Here is an 18,240-nt window from a genome sequence, read left to right as displayed (position 1 = left end):
GGGACAATGAGAAGGGAATGAGTTGAGAACTATAGACTTGAAACTGATATCTAAAACAGCGCCACCTTATATAAATAGGTTTAAATTTGTTGATATCTTCCTCATTTACTCCTCCTTCCTTTCTCCCTGTGAATAAATTCATTTTTTCCAGTCACGAGCAAACTTAGCTAAATAAATACATAATGAAAGCAATAACGAGGAATACTTTAGACAAAATAACAGGGTGAAACAAAGAGGGATAATAAAGATGACCTCCAAGGTGCCGCGGTTCACATTAGTCCTGAACACCGGGTGTTCAGGGCGGACGTATCATTTCAACCGTAGGCTTCCCGATACGAGTCGGGCTTGCACAATAGTTAATAATCAACATCCTTAGGTAAAACTTATCGGCTCAGGGACATAGTTCACACACAAACACCCCAGAAGTCGAAGCCATTATAACGAAAATTGTCAGCCGAATTAAGTCTTTTATCACTTGTAAGACCTGACTGCTTAATGCTTGAACGAATTGAAGTTTCTTTAATCGAAAAGGCTTTATTTATAAAAGTGGCATTTAAAGTCCAGTTATACAGTACTCAAAATTACTGACATGGGAGGTAGTTTATATCTTGTGCAAATACCTTTGCTTCGTTAATTGTTTGTGAAATAGCAAATAATTCACCTTTTGATAATCCAGCATTCAACCATGTTCTTGCCAGCCTTTCGTCAAGGGCCATTAGTAACACAACTGCCCGGTAATCACTGTTGTTAATGATGGTATCTCTTCTAGCATTTTGTTTTATTTTTGTTTCGGCCACTAAATCATACTTTAAATGATGTTGGTAATTAATTTCTTGCAAGGTAAGCCCAATAGAATGGGCTAAAAGAGTTGTAGCACTGTGCTCTAGCTTAATACCTATTTGTAAGCATAAATCGGCTAATTGAAGATCATCTAAATTATCTTTGCAATAATCAACTAACTTACCGTAGTTTAAATTGAATATACTCGATACGCCGATGGCATGAACCAAGCTAATATTAGTGCTTAAGCTGCTATGTTGTTCAGTGCTTTGCTCAATAAAGTTTATTTTTTCAAAGTAGTATTCATTGTAATTGGCTTTATTTTTAGCGACATAAAAAGCTTCAGTAGCATCAGGTATATTATTCTGAGAAAGGTGAATTTGAGCAATTAAAAACCACCAATAAGCATTCTCTTTATCAATATAGTTAGCTTGAGCATATAACTGTTCATTGCAATATTTCGCATTGAAACTTGCTGAGCACATGGCTAATTGCTGTTCAAATAATATCTCTTTATGTAATCTTGTTGAAGGCAGTTCGAAAATAAAGTCGCTGTTTACAGTATTACTGGCTTGATAGTTCTGCATAAATAAAGCCAGCATGTCACTGCTATTATTACTTAGTTTAAGGTTAGTTAAATAAGCGTCTAGTTGTGCTGCAATATTACTACCTGTAAAGTCGTCACTATTTGTAATGTCATCATTTTCTGTAAGACCATCATTATCGGCAACGGCAATATTGCTCATACAATTTTCAATGATCTGAGTCAGTCTACTTTTTTGTTTTTCTGGGGGGATTGAATTTGTAGTAAAATTTTCAGTTTTGCTAATAGCAATAGATTGAGTGTCATCAAAAGCTGGGTTGATTGTGGTTGTAATGCTATCAGTTAAAAGTTTGTCAGAGGTTATGCTAGGAGTATTGTTATAAAACAGCGATGTTACTTTAATAGTCGAAATAAACACGATTATAGAAATAATGACTAGGCTATACTTTTTCGAATTCATGTACGGATCCTTCAGTGCTGATAATACTAGGCTGTTTTAGTAGGGTTTACGGCTTGCTCAATTGTATCTTGTAGTAATTCGATTTTACTTTGCATTTTTTCGCGTTCTTGCTCTAACTCATTACGTGCTTGAATGAGATCGTGGGCAAGGTTTAATGACATCATTACTAGGGCTTGTTCTGGAGATTTTACTGACGCAGACTTCTTAACGTCTTGTTCTAGGCGTTGATTAACTTCATTTGCAGCTTGTAGCAACGCAGATTCATGGCCAGCAGGACAAGCGACTTTCAGTCGTTTGTTGGCAACATTTATGGTTACTGTGTGTTGGCTCATTGTGCGATATTCTCAATGCATAATATTTAGTTTATTGAGCAAATTGCTCGCTATGTTGCGCTACTTGCTTGTATTATCAAGAAATTTAATGATAACCAAAAGTAGTGCGCCATAAAGTGGAACTATAACGGTGCGAGTTACACTATGCAAGTGATCTCTATGGTTTTTTCTGGAATCAAGGCTAGGCCAATGTTAACATAGCCAACAATATACTCCCGATTGAACTGATATTTTTATGGCTAATAGCACCACTTTAGATTTCCCCTCTGTACAAGCAATTTTAACCAGTGAAGGTATTGAAGCGCATGCTGCTGAAATTCATGGCGTACTTACCGGTTTAATTGCCGCCGGCTTTGAGTTTGAAAGTAACGATTATATCGCTATGGTGAACGACATGCTTAACAACGCTGAAGGCTTGCCTACAACAATACAAAGCTTAGTAAAAAATATTTACAGTGATATTTGGCAGAAAATTCTCGACGACTCATACAGCTTTAAATTAATGCTGCCTGATGATGATGACTCAATTATTGAACGTGGACATGCCCTAGGTAAATGGGTGCAAGGTTTTAATTTAGGCTTTGGTTTACAGCAAACAAAAAATGCAGCCTTGTCTGAAGACGTTAAAGAAGTGTTAGTAGACTTTGGCGAAATCGCTAATTTGTCAGACGAAATGGAAGAAGACGAAGACACCGAACAAGCCTTTTTTGAAATTGCCGAGTACGTTCGCATTTCAGCCTTACTTTGTTTTACTGAGTTAGGCTCGCCGCCAGCACCACAAGATAAGAAAACCACTCTACATTAAGGCTACATTCATTCTGCATTAACACAATAAAGCGGCTGGGTTTAATCCTTCAAATAATTAAACTCGGCCCTCAGTGTGAAAATAGTTTGAAAATAGTTTGAAAATAATGCGAAAATAGTACGAAAGTTATCAGCAACTACCGTTAATCAGACAGAAATTAAGCTAATAATTATGATCAAAAATACCTTATTACCCGTGGCTGAATTTTGTCAGCGCAGAAAAAACTTTATCGCACAAATGCCTAACAATAGCATCGCGCTTATTGCAGCAGGTAAAGAAGTAACGCGCAGTAACGACACTGAATACCCATTTTGCCAAAATAAGCATTTTTATTACTTAACCGGTTTTAACGAACCTGATGCTATTTTGGCAATCATTAATGCTGATGATGTCGCCGAAAGTGTTTTATTTTCTCGTGAAAAAGATCCACTACAAGAAGTGTGGCATGGCAGGCGCGTAGGGCAAAACAAAGCGATTAAAGATTATAAATTTGATAACTGCTTTGCCTTAGCCGATATTGAAGAACAGCTAATACCGTTAATAACCGGTAAAACCGCGGTGTTAATTTGTCAAAATGAACAAAACGATTTTCAACAACAAGTACTTAATTGGTTAAGCCAAATCAAACAAGCCTCTCGCACCGGGGCTAAAGCGCCAACAACCTTGATTGATTGCAATAACATACTCGACGAAATGCGCTTGCATAAGTCAAATGCTGAGCTTGATATTATGCGACAAGTTAACGTGATCAGCGGTGTTGCTCACCAACGCGCAATGCAGCAAAGCCAAGCAGGCAAGTTTGAATATCAAATAGAAGCCGAATTATTACACGAATTCGCCAGTAATGGTGCACGCTACCCGGCATATAGCTCTATTGTTGCAGGTGGTGATAACGCTAATATTTTACATTACACCGATAACGACGAAGCCCTGAAAAACGGCGACTTACTCCTAATAGATGCTGGCGGCGAACTCGCGGGCTATGCAGCCGACATTACTCGTACCTTCCCGGTAAATGGTAAGTTTAGCGAACCACAAAGCCTTATTTATCAGTTAGTGCTCGATAGCCAAAACCTTGCTATTGCAGAAATTAAACCCGGGCAAACACTTGCAGAGCTTAATCGTATTGTTTGTGAATTTCTGACAAAAGGGTTGTACGACCTAGGTATTTTACAAGGTAACTTAACAATATTAATCGCCCAACGTGCTTGTAAAAAATACTTTATTCATGGGCTTGGGCATTGGTTAGGGCTCGATGTTCATGATGTTGGCGACTACCATGCCAGCGCAATGCGCGAACAATTACGCCCATTTGCTGCCGGGATGGTATTAACAATAGAGCCAGGTATTTATATTCCAAGTACAGATAAAAGCGTTGATGAAAAGTGGCGCGGTATTGGTGTTCGCATTGAAGATAATATAGCGGTAACCGCAACCGGCTTTGAAAACTTAACCGTGAATGCACCAAAAACCATTGCCGATATTGAAGCCCTTATGGCTCATTAAAAACGGCGCAGTAAATTAACACAACAGGTTAATAATGAAAACGAGTGCAGCAGAAACAAACAATATGCCTGATAGCAGCCAACATTTTGATGTTATTATTTCAGGTGGTGGTTTATCGGGCAGCTTAATGGCATTAAGCTTATCTGGCTTGCGTGATCATAACCAGCAACCGTTGAAAATTGCCATTATTGAAGCTAATGCTGTATTAACACAGTCAAGCGCCAGTTTTGACAATCGCGTTTTAGCCTTATCTCACGGTAGCGCCAATTACCTTAATAATATTGGTGCATGGCAACATTTACAGCAAGATGCTGAGCCAATAAAAAACATTCATATTTCAGATCGCGGTTATTATGGCAAAGCGCGACTTTATGCCGAGCACCACCAAGTAGACGCGCTTGGTTTTGTGGCCGAAATGACCCACATTGGCGCTGCGCTGCTAAAAACCTTAAGCACTAAAAACCATGTAACTTGGTTTACGCCAGACAGTATTAACGAAATAAAGTGGCAAGCTGACAAAGTAAATGTTGAACTTCACTCTGGCATAAAATTATCTGCCGCGCTTTTACTGGCCTGCGATGGCGCAAAGTCGCCTTGTCGAGCATTTGCTAACATAGCAACAACAAGTCGCGATTATCAACAAACCGCTTTAATCGCTAATGTTGCCACATCTATTCATCACAATAACATTGCTTATGAACGCTTTACCGACACTGGCCCGATCGCCATGTTACCTTTAACGGCAAGTCAAAATAACTCAACTGAACTAGGTAAATCAGCAAAAAATAGCGCAGGTCGATGTTCTTTAGTGTGGACATTAACCCCTGAACTTGCTGACAAAATGCTGAATTTACCCGAGCACGAGTTTGCTGAGCAATTATCGCAATCATTCGGCCACTGGCTAGGTAATATTACCCATGTCGGTAAACGGGTTACTTACCCTCTTAAATTAGTGCAAGCTAATGAACAGGTTTATCATCGCATGGCTCTAATTGGTAATGCCTCTCACACTATTCATCCTATTGCCGGACAAGGCTTTAATTTAGGTTTGCGTGATGTAAGCGACATGACAGAAGTGATTAAACGTGCCTTGTTACAGCAACAAGATATCGGTGCTTTTGCCAATTTAATGCAATATGGCAAAGCGCGAGGGCAAGATCAAAAGCAAGTGATCAACTTAACCGACTCGTTAGTTACTTTATTTTCGAATCAACTACCGCCATTAGTTGCAGGGCGTAATATTGGTTTAAAAGTAGTAAACTATTTGCCGAGTTTGAAAAACGCACTTGTTAAGAAAACCATGGGCTATTAATCATTAGATTAAAGATATCTATGAGCATAAAACACATAACCCTTAAAATATGACGATTAAAAACGTAAATATAACCAAATTGAATATGGCTAAACATGCAAAAATTTGATCTATTAATTGTCGGCGGCGGCATGGTTGGCTTAACCTTGGCGCTTGCCATTCGCCAACAAACCGAGCTCAGTGTAGCTATTGTCGACAACGCGCCAGTTGGCAACTTAAGTGATACCCTTAGCGATGAACCAGAACTACGCGTTAGTGCTATAAATGCCGCGAGCCAACAAATATTTAGTAACCTAAATGTTTGGCAAGACATTATTGCTCAGCGCACCCAGCCATATCACGACATGCATATTTGGGACAAAGCGGGCTACGGACAATTAGATTTCTCATTAAACGATGTTAACCACACCAGCGTTGCCAACAATCCCGAACAACTGGGCTTTATTATCGAAAATAACGTTATTCGCAACGCACTGTGGCACAAGGCAGAACAAGACAGTGGTATCGTATTTTTTACTGAGCATAAACTGCAACAATTAAGCCCAAGCGATAACGAAGTATTTGCTACCTTTGAGTCTAGCGACAGCAGCAACAGTCAAGCTATGCCAATAGTGGCAAAGTTAGTGGTAGGGGCAGACGGCGCTAACTCTTGGGTACGTAAGCAAATGAACGTACCGTTAACTTTTCGAGACTATGATCATCATGCCATGGTAGCTACTGTAAAATGCCAGCAAGGTCATCAAAGTACGGCTTGGCAAGTATTTCTAGCAACAGGCCCTTTGGCGTTGCTGCCGCTATATCAAAAAGATTTATGTTCTATTGTTTGGTCAACTAGTCCTGAAGAAGCCTCGCGCTTAACGGCTTTATCAGCCGAAGAGTTTGGCAAAGAAATAACCGCAGCTAGCGATGGCAAACTTGGCGAAGTTAAACTCCTGAGCGAGCGCATTACTTATCCGTTAACCATGCGTTTTTCACAAGAGTTTGTAAAAGGTCGTATGGTGTTGGTTGGCGATGCTGCCCATACTATTCACCCGTTAGCTGGCCAAGGTGTTAATTTAGGTTTGCTCGATGCCGTAGCATTGTCGCAAACGATTAGCGAACAACTGAGTAAAGCTCAAGCTAAAGGCATGCTCGACGACAACGCTTGGTATAGCGATAAATCGTTGCAACAATTTGCCCGCTGGCGTAAAAGTGAAGCCGCAGAAATGATCGCCGCCATGGAAGCCATTAAACAAAGCTTTAGTCCGCAACAAAGTGCGATTAAATTATTACGAGGTTTAGGTATGTCGTTGCTTAATAAGTTTACACCGGCTAAAGCTGTGATGATCAACCAAGCGTTAGGCTTTAAAGAAAACTTACCTGTATTGGCTAAAGCGAGCGCTAAGCCATTATCTGCTAATTCACTATCTTCGAAATAGCTGTTTAACCTGAACTCTAGATAATGAATGCTTATCCAGAGTTCAGGTTAAGTAATATTACGCTTTAAGGTCTTAACTTTTTCTGAGTAGGCCTCGTTAGTTTGGCTATTTTGTTGACTATAAGGTCAAGTAAATCAGTGCTTTTACCCGCTTTAAATGCATTAAAACCACATGATAAAAAAATAGTTTCTCAGCAACATATCAACAATATAAAATTTTAGCCCACAAGTTGCTGAGTTTTTATACCCTAAAGGAATTATATTTTTCAAAGTGCTACTTTTGAAAATATAATTTGGAATAGATTATTTAGTCGGGTTTTTATTTTTATTATGCCATTTTATCTGTTGAATCAACGATTACTCGCGGCTATAATCTTTAGCACTTTTTGTAAATCATTCGTCTTTATTCTAGGTTTATACGCAAAGGTATAAAATAGTGCTGTTAAAAGCACTTTATTGCTAGATAAAACAACTAACGTGAGTGAAACGTAGCATGTCAAATAAAACAGTATTACACGCCAAGCACATTGAAGCTGGCGCTAAAATGGTTGATTTTTACGGTTGGGATATGCCGATTAACTATGGTTCTCAAATTGAAGAACATCATGCAGTGCGCACCGACGCTGGTATGTTCGACGTTTCACACATGACCATTGTTGACGTTCAAGGCCAAGATGCACAAGCATTTTTACGCCGTTTAGTTATTAACGACGTTGCCAAGTTAGACGTTGCAGGTAAAGCTTTATATACCGGCATGTGTAATGAAGAAGGCGGCGTAATTGACGACTTAATTGTTTATTTTTTCACAACAACTGATTACCGTTTAGTGGTGAACTCAGCAACGCGTGAAAAAGACTTAGCTTGGATCAACGCCCAATCAGCTGAATTTGACGTAGTCATTACTGAACGTCCTGAATTTGCCATGATCGCTGTACAAGGCCCTCAAGCTAAAGCTAAAGTAGCAACATTACTTAGCGCAGAGCAAAATAAAGCTGTTGAAGGCATGAAGCCATTTTTCTCAGCACAAGCGGGCGACTTATTTATCGCTACAACGGGCTACACCGGTGAAAACGGTTACGAAATTGCTTTACCCGCTGAACAAGCTGCCGATCTTTGGCAACAATTACTAGACGCAGGCGTTAAGCCTTGTGGTTTAGGTGCTCGTGATACGCTTCGCTTAGAAGCCGGCATGAACCTTTACGGTTTAGACATGGACGAAAGCGTTTCACCATTAGCCGCTAACATGGCGTGGACCATTAGCTGGGAACCAGAAGATCGTAACTTTAATGGCCGTGAAGTATTAGCGGCGCAACGTGCTGCGGGTGACCAACCTAAATTAGTCGGCTTAGTGCTTGAAGAAAAAGGTGTTTTACGCACAGGCTTAAAAGTAATTACAGCAGCAGGCGAAGGTATTATTACTTCAGGAACATTCTCTCCTACTTTAGGCCACAGTATTGCCATGGCACGTGTACCACGTAGTACAGCATTAGGCAGTACAGTAGAAGTTGAAATGCGTAAAAAGCTAGTAAAAGTTCAAGTAATTAAGCCAAGCTTTGTACGTAACGGCAAAAAAGTTTTTTAACTATTTCTTACTAATATAGGGTTAACACGCACTTTTATTAATGCGTAATAAAACCCTATTAAATTGCAGAATATTTAAGCTATAGTATCAATTGAAACGCGCAAGCAGCTTCATACTATGGTCATTTAAACAAAAATTTTAAAATACAGACTAGGAACCAAACAATGAGCAACATTCCTTCAGAATTAAAATATGCAACATCACACGAATGGGTACGTAACGAAGGTAACGGTGTAGTTACTGTAGGTATTACAGAACACGCACAAGACCTTTTAGGCGACATGGTATTTGTTGAGTTACCAGAAGTTGGCGATACCGTAAGCACAGGCGACGACGTTGCTGTAGCTGAGTCAGTTAAAGCTGCATCAGACATTTACGCACCGGTTACAGGTGAAGTTGTAGAAGTGAATGAAGACCTTGAAGATTCACCAGAGCTAGTTAACTCTGACGCGTTTGGTGACGGTTGGTTATTCAAATTGAAAATTGAAGACGAAGGCGAGTTAGATAGCTTGCTAGATGCTGAAGGGTATGCAAACTCGATCGACGAAGACTAGTTTTCGGGCACACTCTACTTTTATACTGCGTTGCTTTCGTTATTCGTCGTAATCACTTAGTACACTAAGCTCATACGACTCACAACTTTAGCGCCTTGCCTAAAAGCAGATTGTTTACGAAAACGATATTTAAGCCTCCGACTGACTAGTAGTTCGAGGCTTTGTTTTTTAAATACTATCAACTTTATAGTGAAGCTGTTTTATGTCTACTCAAAATAATGACTCGTTATCTTTAGCTGAATTAGAGCAAAGACAAAATTTTATTAGCCGCCACATTGGTCCAAATGCTGAGCAAACGCAAGCTATGCTCAAAGACATTGGTGCTGACTCTGTTGACGCGCTTATCGACCAAATCGTACCTAGTGATATTCGTTTAGCTGATTTACCTGCTATCGAAGAAAGCAAAACTGAAGTGCAAGCACTAATCGACTTGAAAAAAGTTGCAAGCTTGAACAAGGTAAACGAGACATATATTGGTTTAGGTTACTACGGCACACTTACCCCAAACGTTATTTTACGTAACGTGTTAGAAAATCCAGGCTGGTACACGGCTTACACGCCATACCAACCAGAAATTGCTCAAGGTCGTTTAGAGTCATTATTAAACTTCCAACAAATGTGTATCGACCTAACAGGTTTAGACCTAGCGTCAGCGTCATTACTGGATGAAGGTACTGCAGCAGCTGAAGCTATGGCATTAGCGAAACGCGTATCTAAAAACAAAAAATCAAACTTGTTCTTTATCTCAAGCGACGTATACCCGCAAACCATTGACGTAGTAAAACAACGTGCCGAAATGTTCGATTTCGACATTGTTGTAGCCCCAGCTAACGAAGTCGTTAATCACGATGTATTTGGCGCATTATTGCAATACCCAAGTGCAACGGGTGAAATAACAGACATTAGCGATTTAATTGCTAAAGTACACGACAACAAGGGTATTGTTGCTGTTGCTGCCGACATTATGAGCTTAGTGTTATTAAAAGCACCGGGTGAGTTAGGTGCTGATGCCGTTATTGGTACAACCCAACGTTTTGGTGTTCCAATGGGTTACGGCGGGCCACACGCTGCATTTTTCACAACCTCTGATAAATTCAAACGTTCATTGCCGGGCCGTATTATTGGTGTATCGAAAGACACACGCAACAACCCAGCATTGCGTATGGCTATGCAAACGCGCGAGCAACACATTCGCCGCGAAAAAGCCAACTCAAACATTTGTACAGCACAAGTGTTACTAGCCAACATGGCAGCATTTTATGCGGTTTACCATGGTCCAAAAGGCTTAAAAACTATTGCGCAACGTATTCACCGTTTTGCTGATATTTTATGTTTAGGTACCGCAAGTAAAGGTTTAACGCCAATTCACGCTAACTACTTTGATACGCTTACTTTTAACTTTTCTGAAGGTCAGTATAACAAAGACGAAATCGTTGCACGTGCATTAGCTGCTGGCGTTAACTTCCGTACAGACGTTGAAGGTCAAATCAGCATATCAGTAGATGAAACAACAACGCGTGAAAAAGTACAAAACTTATTCAATATTTTATTAGGCGAAGGGCACGGTTTAGACGTAGCAGCACTTGACCAACAAATAACCGACAGTGGTCATTCGTCAATTCCTGCAGCATTACAGCGTGAATCAGCCATTCTAACGCACCCAGTATTTAACTCGTATCACAGCGAAACTGAGATGCTACGTTACATCAAAAAGTTAGAAAACAAAGATTTAGCGCTTAACCACTCTATGATTTCATTGGGCTCTTGTACCATGAAACTTAACGCTACTGCTCAAATGATCCCAGTTTCATGGCCTGAATTTGCCAACATGCATCCGTTTGCACCTGTTGACCAAGCACAAGGCTACAAGCATATGATTGACGAGCTAGGCGACTGGTTAGTTGAGCTTACCGGCTACGACAACATTTCAATGCAGCCAAACTCAGGCGCGCAAGGTGAATATGCTGGCTTAATCGCAATTCACAAATACCACGAAAGTCGTGGCGACTCACATCGTAACATTTGTTTAATTCCATCTTCTGCGCACGGTACTAACCCAGCATCAGCCATGATGGTAGGTATGAAAGTGGTTGTAGTTGCTTGTGATAAATCAGGTAACGTTGACATGGCCGACTTAAAAGCGAAAGCAGAAGAGTTAGCCGAGAACCTTTCTTGTATCATGATCACGTACCCGTCTACGCACGGTGTATACGAAACTACCATTGCTGAAATTTGTAACATAGTGCACGAGCACGGTGGCCAAGTTTATCTTGATGGCGCAAACATGAACGCTCAAGTAGGTGTTACATCACCAGGCTTTATTGGCGCAGACGTTTCACACTTAAACTTACACAAAACCTTCGCTATTCCACACGGCGGCGGCGGTCCAGGTATGGGTCCTATCGGCGTTAAATCGCATTTAGCACCATTTTTGCCTGATCATGCATTGATCAACGTAAACGAAAACACCAAAGGTAACGGCGCTGTTTCAGCCGCACCATACGGTAGTGCAGGCATTTTATGTATCTCATACCTTTACGTTGCTTTACTGGGTAAAAAAGGTGTTACAGACGCAACTAAATACGCCATTACTAACGCTAACTACTTAGCAACAAAACTTAGCCAACACTACCCAATTTTATATTCAGATAAAAATGGCCGTGTTGCGCACGAATGTATTATTGATTTACGTCCACTTAAAGTGGAATCTGGTGTTACAGAAGTCGATATCGCTAAGCGTTTAATGGATTACGGTTTCCATGCACCTACCATGTCGTTCCCAGTAGCGGGTACATTCATGATTGAGCCAACTGAATCTGAATCAAAAGTTGAACTAGATCGTTTCATTGAAGCTATGATGTCAATTCGTGATGAAGTACGTAAAGTTGCCTCAGGTGAGTGGACAAGCGAAGACAACCCACTGCACAACGCGCCTCACACACTAGCGGATATTACCGCAACTTGGGATCGTGGTTACACCATTCAAGAAGCTGTATTCCCAGTGCCTGCGGCAGCAGCGAATAAATTCTGGCCAACGGTTAACCGTATTGATGATGTATATGGGGATCGTAACTTAATTTGTTCATGTCCTCCTGTTTCTAGTTATGAAAGCTAGTAACTCTTTGATATAAAATAATAAAAAACGAGCTTCGGCTCGTTTTTTTGTTTAAGATACTATCGAAGTGAAATGATTAACCTTTACCCACGTTAATTTATTATGAGGAGTGAACTTAATGAAAGTTGATGAATCCGTAACACACTATATTGGTTTGTTTGGTGGCTTTGCTATTTTATTTTTGGTTGTTTTTTCTGGTTGGGAATTGGCTGGAAAATTTGAATGGTTTGCTGAAGTTTGGGAACCCATGTCGAATCGTATGTTCATTATACTTGTTGGTACATTGAGCATTTTTTGGTTGCTTGCTTATGGGTATTCGTACTTTTGGGGGAGGAAAAAGTTTATTCGTACCTTCAAAGAAGTTGAAAAATCGAACTTAGTTAATTGTAATGATAATGAGGTTATACGAATTCAAGGAACTCTTATTGTTTTGGGGGATTCGTTGATTGCACCTTTTTCAGGTAAGCGATGTGCGGCATATGAAACAAGGGCTTTATGTGAAGAAAATGTTGTAACTTCAAAAGCTACAGGCTCTCACGTTGAATCTAAGACTATTTGGGAAACGATTAAAGTTGTAAAAGAAGTTAGCGATTTTCTCATCAAATGCGGAGAACAATACGCTTTAGTCAGAGTGAAAGAAGGACAGGTCAAAATTCATGAAGATATTCTTCATGATGATTCTAGTTATAAAAAAGACCGTGGCGGCTTTTTAACTGAACATGAAAACGAAAAAAGAAAAAATGCATTAGAAAAATTGGGGTTATCACCTCGAAACTATGTTGGAGTATATGCTGCCAATATTAAATTTGAAGAAGGTATATTAGAGCCAGACGAACAAGTTGCGGTTTTAGGTAAAGGTAAATGGGTTGATATTAGTGGTATTGAAGAGTTGCACTATCTCGCTGAACAAGGAGTAAGTAAAATTTTTGAGATAAAAAATAACGCTACAGCAGTGCTTCATATTAGTGACTCTAGTGATGTTTTAGATAATCATGTTATAGGAAAATGGTAAAAGGACTTACAAAATGAGCCGCGTTTTATCTCTCTGTGTCTCGCTATATTTAATTGGTTATGTGGCAGTTAAGGTCTATTTAAATGATATTGATCTTATATCGCTTACGGTAAGGCAATCTGAAACTTTATGGTTACTTGGATTAATAAGAGATTTAGGATTTTGGTCATTCTCTCTATTCGCTGTGATTTTTTCTTTTTATAATTACATTTCAAATAAAGATAATAATTATAAAAAATACATAGCGTTAAGTGTTTTTGGTAACTTGGCATATATTCTGTTTACGGGTTATATGTTTTTTCTACTTTCTGAAATCAAGCCTATGACAGGACAACTTTTAGATAGCCATCCAGAGTTAATTAGCAAGTACCAAGAGATGTTAAGCCCCGGTCATGAAAACTTTGCTGAGAATGTCAAAGTAACTAAATTAATGGCTGCTGCATTTTACGAAGATAGCGGAACGATTGTAAAAATAATTGATAATGAAGGAGTAAAAGTAGATTTTGTTCCTTCTAAAGAAAGTATAAAAATGCGTAAGGATATGCTTCAAGCAGATGCATTAATTAAACACCAAGTAAAATCAGTGCAATATGCCAGTATCATACAAGCTGTAATTTTATTTATTGGTATTTTATTAGGCTTTATTTCACCCAGAGGGGTGAGGCTTTATCGAGAAAGGAAACTTGAAAAAAATTAATAATCATATTCACTTGAATATTTTTAAAGCGAATTTTTTAAAGTAATCAAAATTGGAGGAGGAATTGGTAGATAAAACTTCGGGCATGAATTCAAATCAAGTAACAATAAATGTTAACTTAAGTGCTGCTAATGTGTAAAATCTTATTAAGAAATTAGCCTGTAAAAACCTTGTCAGAAGTGGCGAAATACTAAAGACAAGCGTAAAGTGAGTTTAGCTTCATTCACTTCATCGACTACAAAAATATTTCAGTAAAAATTCCCCATGAGATGTGTGTAACATCATTTTTAATTAAATGTCGCCACTAAAGCTGGCCGTCAAATATAGAGAAGATAATCGCTTGTGATAATGACCATTAAACCTTTCTTCCTATTATTAACAAGTGGTTTTTTGTTAATGCTAGGTTATGGATTAAGCAATATTTTATTGCCTATACGTATGCAGAACGATGGAGTGAGCCTAGATAATATGGGTTTAGTCTTATCTATGTTGTCCGTGGGGTTTTTGTTCGGAGCATATTATAGCCGTATCTTATTGCAACGTGTTGGCCATATTAGAATATTTGCCATGTGTGGTAGTTTAACCTCTGTTGCTATTTTACTGTCGGGTCTTTATCCAGAGCCGTTGATGCTTGCCGCTATGAGGGTGGTTACAGGCTTTTGTATTGTTTGCACTAATGCGACACTTGATAGTTGGTTAAGCCATAGCGCGACTGAAAAAAATAGAGGACGCATACTTTCCATTAATCAAATGATGATAATGACAGCGCTATTCTCTGGCCAGTTTTTATTAAATGTTGCGCCAATTGAAGATATTACCTTGTTTGTTATTTGCGGTATTTTATTTAGCTTGTCAATTACGCCCATCGTTATTAGTAACCAAAAAGGCCCCAAAATAGAAGATAGCCAATCCATGTCGTTATTAACTGTTTTCAAACTGTCTCCTTTGGGTGTGGTGAGTTGCTTTTATTGTGGGGTTTTGTATGCAGCTTTAATAAATATGTTGCCTATTTTTGCTAGTCAAAACGGTATTACCGATATAGATTTATCAATATTTATGGGCTCAGCGATCTTTGGCGCGATCATTTTACAGTTCCCTATCGCCTATTTGTCAGATCATTTTGACCGACGAAAAGTCATGCTAGTTATGGTTGCAACGCTCATAGTGCTATGTTTGTCTGTGCCATTACTTATGTCTGAAAATATGTTCAAACTCAATTTAGTGGCTATTGCACTTATAACAGGGTTAGTTGCCTGTCTTTATCCCATGAGTATGTCTGAGACTTTTGATAAGGTATTGAAAGAACAAATTTTGGCTGCCATGAGTGCGTTATTAATAATTTATGCCTTAGGATGTATTTTAGGTCCATATCTTGCGTCAGTGGCAATGGATGCTTTTGGAAGTAGCGCCCTATTTGGTTTTATGAATATTGTCGCTTTAACTTTATTATTTTTTATCATTATTCGGATGAAACTAAGACACGCTTTACCGCTTGAAGAGCAAGAACGCTTTGTTATGCAAACACCCAGTGGCGTAGTGTCTGAATTGGATCCCCGTACACACTATGCAGAAGCACCATTTGAAGCAACACCAGAAGTAGAAGTTGCTATTAGCTTAGCTAATAAAAACCCATCGGCTGCGGTTAATATGGTTAAAGCGCTCGTGCTAAGAGACCCAAACAATGCGTCAAACTTAGCCGCGGCATTAAGTACTATAGATGCCGTAGATATTGGTAAATTATACGCCGCAATAACATCAGCAGCTCCACAAATGAGTATTCATATTGCTGAAGCATTAACCAATGCTTCTCCTGAGCAAGCAGATAAATTGGTTGAGTGGATCACGTCTACATACCCTGATCAATTTACTAACATTATTGTCGCGATTGCTAGTGCAATGCCTGATAACGGAATTGATTTAATGGAATTAGCCGCGGAAAATATGGTTGAAGAATACCCTGATAAGTTACTGGAAATGACCGAAGAATACATGACAAATTTTTCAGATTCTTTAGATGCAATGCGACCAATCGACAGGGTAGCTGCCGCCTCTACAAATACGGCAACAGAGCTTTATAATCGCTTAACCGATGTTTCTCCTGAACAATCGGAAGACCTTGCCTTTACGGTTTCGGAATCACTACCCGAATCGTCGAATGATGTTGCTGAAGCTTATGTTCAGAATTTGATCCACAGTGAAAGCGAGGATGAAAATGAAAAAGTTTTCTCAGACGATGCATTAGAAAACATAGAGAATGCAACAAATAGCTATATTAATCATATGGTTGACCATATTCCAGAGCATGCTGTAGACATTGCTAGTACATTCGTAGATTCTTTCCCCAAAGTAGCCTCTGATGTACTAGAAATATTACAAGATTCAGACGAAATTCAAGACAGCGAGTTAACTACTTCAATTGATGATAAGCCGTTACAAAGCATGAAGGAATTAAAGAATTAGCAGAAGTTAACCGTGAAGTTAACCGGACACTCATCCCAAATGGAAGAATTAACCAGACATTCATCCCAAATTATTTAAGATGCGTGCTATGTCTAAATTATATTTAATTTATATCATTCAACTATAGAGGTTAAAGATTAGCATGACACTCATCCTAAACGATCACTCATCTTAAACGAGCAGCTTAACCTTTATACTAACTCAAATCCGCCTACTTCTATTATGGCAGGTGCGTAATGACTGCCACAGAAAGTAATAAACCGACTACCATCGCTGTATGAATATTTATTAACTCACCCATAATATTTAGAGTGGACATCGGAGTTAAACCCTAGGATTATCAAGTGCTAAAAAGTAAAATTCTTGTTACATCTTGTTAAATATCAAGGTATTATTTAACACAATATTAAACAAGAAGTGGAAATCCCGCCAAGGAAAATTGAATGAAAGTTTTAACGTTAATATCTATTGCAACACTAAGCCTAACTTTATTTGCTTGTGGAGGAGGAGGAGGTTCTGACTCTGGTACTACAAGTAGTGCGCCAACTACTGGTGGTACTAGTGGTGGAGGAGTAACCACTGAACCTACAGTTACGGTAACTACTTCTGGTTGTGATGACTGTAAAAAATCTACAGAAACAGAAGTAATAAAAGTAGTTTCTGATACTGAAATTTCTGCAGTTGATATGAGCTATGACTCTGGTTTAGTTATGGTTAATAATATAACGGTAAATCAAACTGGCGAAACTACGTTTGTTAGTGCGAAAGATTTATCGATTACATTTTCTGCTGAATCTGCGGGGGATTATGTAATTACGCTTAATAAAGTGAAAATTTCCGGTACTTGGTATGACCAAAATACTGAAGTAAATGTAACCATTATTGAAGATGAAGCGGCGAGTTCAAAGGTAGTAATAAACTTAGAAATCTCTGCTTTACCAAATGGCATCAAATTGGAAAAGAGCGATGAATCTAATGATATAATCAAAGGTAATTTACCTGAAAATATCAACGTTAATTCATTAACAGCGCATGTTATAAAATATGATATTACCAATGGAGAGTCAGAAGTTTATTCTTCGGGAGATGTAGAATTAAATGATCAAAGTCAAGTTGAATTCAATCTACCTGTTGGTTATTACTCAATATTGTTAACCGCTAAATTTGGCGACCTTACCGCTGTATTATTTGATTTTTATGAGATTAATAACCAGTTACATACATATATTTCAGCAATGCAGCCAATGGCTAGCAATGAATCAGTAACATTGATGGAATCATCATATGATAGCTATAGTGATGGACAACAAATGCCCATCACTTGGTATAACCTTTTGCCAAAAGAGTATTGTACTAACTATCTTTACACGGGTAAAAACTATGGAGATGTTCCGCAGCTTGGGTATAACCTTACCTGTTTGCATGATACCCAGTATATAAACTTTAACGTGACAACTGAAAGTAACTTCACTGTTTCATTATCAAGTGAAACTATTAATGGTTTTAAAACACCTCTAGTTGTAGATATTGATGGTGAACAAGACGTTGACTTTTCTTTTAGCCTTGCAAAAGGTAACAATGTTCTTAATACGTCATTTTCTAATTTACCAGCAGAGAGCTTTGATTATTCAAAATTTTTCACAGGTAATGCAGGGATAACTTCA

General features: G+C 38.8%; 13 protein-coding genes and 1 other RNA gene. 11 read left to right on the top strand and 3 right to left on the bottom strand.

Annotated features, from left to right (window positions below; genetic code table 11):
* Window positions 1-247: 247 nt before the first annotated feature.
* The 3 genes from ssrS to AC27H3_RS17650 form a co-directional block, all read right to left on the bottom strand.
* A non-coding RNA gene (ssrS, locus tag AC27H3_RS17660) (6S RNA) lies at window positions 248-429 on the bottom strand.
* Window positions 430-581: 152 nt separating this feature from the next.
* A complete protein-coding gene (locus AC27H3_RS17655) occupies window positions 582-1,784 on the bottom strand; it encodes a hypothetical protein (protein ID WP_487108041.1) in 1,203 nt (400 codons plus the stop codon).
* Between the two features lie 26 nt (window positions 1,785-1,810).
* Window positions 1,811-2,116 carry a cell division protein ZapA gene (locus AC27H3_RS17650; RefSeq protein ID WP_085302321.1) on the bottom strand — a complete coding sequence of 102 codons (306 nt, stop codon included), beginning with the start codon at window positions 2,114-2,116 and terminating at the stop codon, window positions 1,811-1,813.
* 235 nt (window positions 2,117-2,351) lie between these two features.
* Here AC27H3_RS17650 and AC27H3_RS17645 point away from each other — a divergent pair, with 235 nt between their 5' ends.
* The 11 genes from AC27H3_RS17645 to AC27H3_RS17595 all read left to right on the top strand — a co-directional run.
* A complete protein-coding gene (locus tag AC27H3_RS17645; protein ID WP_085302323.1) occupies window positions 2,352-2,921 on the top strand; it encodes a UPF0149 family protein in 570 nt (189 codons plus the stop codon).
* Between the two features lie 171 nt (window positions 2,922-3,092).
* Window positions 3,093-4,427, top strand: a complete 1,335-nt coding sequence (pepP, locus tag AC27H3_RS17640) for a Xaa-Pro aminopeptidase (protein WP_487108040.1) — start codon at window positions 3,093-3,095, stop codon at window positions 4,425-4,427.
* A gap of 34 nt (window positions 4,428-4,461) precedes the next feature.
* Window positions 4,462-5,739, top strand: a complete 1,278-nt coding sequence (ubiH, locus tag AC27H3_RS17635) for a 2-octaprenyl-6-methoxyphenyl hydroxylase (protein ID WP_487108039.1) — start codon at window positions 4,462-4,464, stop codon at window positions 5,737-5,739.
* A 95-nt stretch (window positions 5,740-5,834) separates the two neighbouring features.
* On the top strand, window positions 5,835-7,157 hold the full coding sequence (locus AC27H3_RS17630; RefSeq protein WP_085302327.1) for a UbiH/UbiF/VisC/COQ6 family ubiquinone biosynthesis hydroxylase: 1,323 nt from the start codon (window positions 5,835-5,837) through the stop codon (window positions 7,155-7,157).
* A gap of 492 nt (window positions 7,158-7,649) precedes the next feature.
* A complete protein-coding gene (gcvT, locus tag AC27H3_RS17625) occupies window positions 7,650-8,738 on the top strand; it encodes a glycine cleavage system aminomethyltransferase GcvT (protein WP_085302329.1) in 1,089 nt (362 codons plus the stop codon).
* Window positions 8,739-8,902: 164 nt separating this feature from the next.
* Window positions 8,903-9,292 carry a glycine cleavage system protein GcvH gene (gcvH, locus tag AC27H3_RS17620; RefSeq protein ID WP_085302331.1) on the top strand — a complete coding sequence of 130 codons (390 nt, stop codon included), beginning with the start codon at window positions 8,903-8,905 and terminating at the stop codon, window positions 9,290-9,292.
* Window positions 9,293-9,494: 202 nt separating this feature from the next.
* A complete protein-coding gene (gcvP, locus tag AC27H3_RS17615) occupies window positions 9,495-12,407 on the top strand; it encodes an aminomethyl-transferring glycine dehydrogenase (RefSeq protein WP_487108038.1) in 2,913 nt (970 codons plus the stop codon).
* A 118-nt stretch (window positions 12,408-12,525) separates the two neighbouring features.
* Window positions 12,526-13,419 (top strand): hypothetical protein, encoded by an 894-nt coding sequence (locus AC27H3_RS17610; protein WP_487108037.1) that lies wholly within the window; start codon window positions 12,526-12,528, stop codon window positions 13,417-13,419.
* A gap of 13 nt (window positions 13,420-13,432) precedes the next feature.
* Window positions 13,433-14,116 carry a hypothetical protein gene (locus AC27H3_RS17605; RefSeq protein ID WP_487108036.1) on the top strand — a complete coding sequence of 228 codons (684 nt, stop codon included), beginning with the start codon at window positions 13,433-13,435 and terminating at the stop codon, window positions 14,114-14,116.
* A 348-nt stretch (window positions 14,117-14,464) separates the two neighbouring features.
* On the top strand, window positions 14,465-16,576 hold the full coding sequence (locus AC27H3_RS17600) for an MFS transporter (protein WP_487108035.1): 2,112 nt from the start codon (window positions 14,465-14,467) through the stop codon (window positions 16,574-16,576).
* A 443-nt stretch (window positions 16,577-17,019) separates the two neighbouring features.
* Window positions 17,020-18,240: hypothetical protein (locus tag AC27H3_RS17595; RefSeq protein ID WP_487108034.1), on the top strand; the 1,221-nt coding region annotated here is incomplete at its 3' end.

Source organism: Colwellia sp. NW0002-52-1 (genome assembly GCF_057550865.1).
Note: the sequence above shows the minus strand (reverse complement) of the source record. Positions and strands in the feature narration are given on the sequence as shown.

Bases quoted from the DNA above. Each gene is read 5' to 3' on its own strand.
- AC27H3_RS17655 (WP_487108041.1), bottom strand. From the start codon at position 1,784: ATGAATTCGAAAAAGTATAGCCTAGTCATTATTTCTATAATCGTGTTT.
- AC27H3_RS17650 (WP_085302321.1), bottom strand. From the start codon at position 2,116: ATGAGCCAACACACAGTAACCATAAATGTTGCCAACAAACGACTGAAA.
- AC27H3_RS17645 (WP_085302323.1), top strand. From the start codon at position 2,352: ATGGCTAATAGCACCACTTTAGATTTCCCCTCTGTACAAGCAATTTTA.
- pepP (WP_487108040.1), top strand. From the start codon at position 3,093: ATGATCAAAAATACCTTATTACCCGTGGCTGAATTTTGTCAGCGCAGA.
- ubiH (WP_487108039.1), top strand. From the start codon at position 4,462: ATGAAAACGAGTGCAGCAGAAACAAACAATATGCCTGATAGCAGCCAA.
- AC27H3_RS17630 (WP_085302327.1), top strand. From the start codon at position 5,835: ATGCAAAAATTTGATCTATTAATTGTCGGCGGCGGCATGGTTGGCTTA.
- gcvT (WP_085302329.1), top strand. From the start codon at position 7,650: ATGTCAAATAAAACAGTATTACACGCCAAGCACATTGAAGCTGGCGCT.
- gcvH (WP_085302331.1), top strand. From the start codon at position 8,903: ATGAGCAACATTCCTTCAGAATTAAAATATGCAACATCACACGAATGG.
- gcvP (WP_487108038.1), top strand. From the start codon at position 9,495: ATGTCTACTCAAAATAATGACTCGTTATCTTTAGCTGAATTAGAGCAA.
- AC27H3_RS17610 (WP_487108037.1), top strand. From the start codon at position 12,526: ATGAAAGTTGATGAATCCGTAACACACTATATTGGTTTGTTTGGTGGC.
- AC27H3_RS17605 (WP_487108036.1), top strand. From the start codon at position 13,433: ATGAGCCGCGTTTTATCTCTCTGTGTCTCGCTATATTTAATTGGTTAT.
- AC27H3_RS17600 (WP_487108035.1), top strand. From the start codon at position 14,465: ATGACCATTAAACCTTTCTTCCTATTATTAACAAGTGGTTTTTTGTTA.